Genomic DNA, 1,280 nt, shown 5'->3' with positions numbered 1-1,280 from the left:
GCCAACGGACACCCGCAAAGCCGCATCGACGACCTGCTGCCGTGGAACTTCAGGCCGTCAAGCTAAGCTAACCGTGATGGCCAGCGAACGCTTACAGCGCTTCAGATGGGAGACATCCAATTCGGATATTCCGGGAATTTGACTGTCGGAAAAACAGGACATATCGAAAGCACTGGAGATTATGGGCTCGGCGTCAGATTCCAGGGTGGCGCCAAGATCGAAAACTTCGGCTTCATCAAAGGGAACCAAGGGTTGCTTGTGGGTGACATCGACTGGGAACCCAATCAAGACAGCACGCGGATCTACAACTACGGTGAGATCCGAGCTGAGGGATCGGTGCTGGGTAATCGTTCGCGGCACCGCACCTTCCATCTCTCGTCCTGATCACCTCATTGGAGGTGCGTGATTATCAGGACGGAAGTTCTCCATGGAGACGATACTGGAGGTTGTCCCGGCCGGCGGTCGGGGGCGTCGGAACCGGCGATGGCCGGATGAGGTGAAGGCGCGGATCGTCGTGGAATTGCCATCACAGCTTCAGCATCTTCCCAAAGTCTGTACCTCCTTTTTCTTGGAATATTAAACAGGAAGCAATTTTTTCCGAGTAACATTGCCCATCACCTCACCGCCCAGGAAAAGTCGGCTCCACCGGCCATTATTGAACCTGAGATAATTTTGCTTTGGTGCTGTCCTACATATATTCTGGATCCTCAATTAAACTGGATTGCATGCATAGACATTGCGGATCTCAGCATTAAAAAAGACTCCGTGCGAAGACGCCTCCATCAGCCGATCGAACATAAATTGTGGCACGTTGTAGTACTCGTAAACCTTGCCGGTCTTCACAAACTCGATTTCGAGCGTCTCGGTGCTTGGATCGTATCCAATAGATGCGAGGTTCGACGAGCTGACGGATTGACGATCCATATGCTAATCCCTTGTCCAACGTGGATTTTGTGACCGCCAAGCGGCCGTCAAAGCAGAGTAATCCTGTGCCCCCCTTTCTTCGCTCCAGGTTTGCGCGACTAGTGGATCCTCGCTGGAAGGCCGCTTTCCTTCCTCGGGAAGCGTAATACGGCATCTGACCGGCAATTTCGCCGCCTCGCCGGTGATCACGGCCTCACCAGTGCGTAGCACAGGAAGGCTATCAACGATGCCGCTGAGACTGTCGGGCAGCGCAGCTTGCACGTAAGCGTTCGCTGGCCATCACGGTTAGCTTAGCTTGACGGCCTGAAGTTCCACGGCAGCAGGTCGTCGATGCGGCTTTGCGGGTGTCCGTTGGC

At 54.3% G+C, this 1,280-nt stretch carries 2 protein-coding genes; one reads left to right on the top strand and one right to left on the bottom strand.

The features are described 5' to 3' along the window. Window positions 1–105 precede the first annotated feature (105 nt). A complete protein-coding gene (locus FN835_RS21095) occupies window positions 106–384 on the top strand; it encodes a hypothetical protein (protein WP_142665185.1) in 279 nt (92 codons plus the stop codon). 327 nt (window positions 385–711) lie between these two features. Here FN835_RS21095 and FN835_RS21090 read toward each other — a convergent pair whose 3' ends face one another. Further along, the gene (locus tag FN835_RS21090; protein WP_142665184.1) at window positions 712–924 is read right to left on the bottom strand and encodes a KTSC domain-containing protein; all 213 of its coding nucleotides are present in this window, start codon (window positions 922–924) and stop codon (window positions 712–714) included. Between the last annotated feature and the right edge of the window lie 356 nt (window positions 925–1,280).

The sequence above is a fragment of the Paracoccus laeviglucosivorans genome (genome assembly GCF_900182695.1).
GTDB lineage: Bacteria > Pseudomonadota > Alphaproteobacteria > Rhodobacterales > Rhodobacteraceae > Paracoccus > Paracoccus laeviglucosivorans.
Note: the sequence above shows the minus strand (reverse complement) of the source record. Positions and strands in the feature narration are given on the sequence as shown.

Bases quoted from the DNA above. Each gene is read 5' to 3' on its own strand.
- FN835_RS21090 (WP_142665184.1), bottom strand. From the start codon at position 924: ATGGATCGTCAATCCGTCAGCTCGTCGAACCTCGCATCTATTGGATAC.
- FN835_RS21095 (WP_142665185.1), top strand. From the start codon at position 106: ATGGGAGACATCCAATTCGGATATTCCGGGAATTTGACTGTCGGAAAA.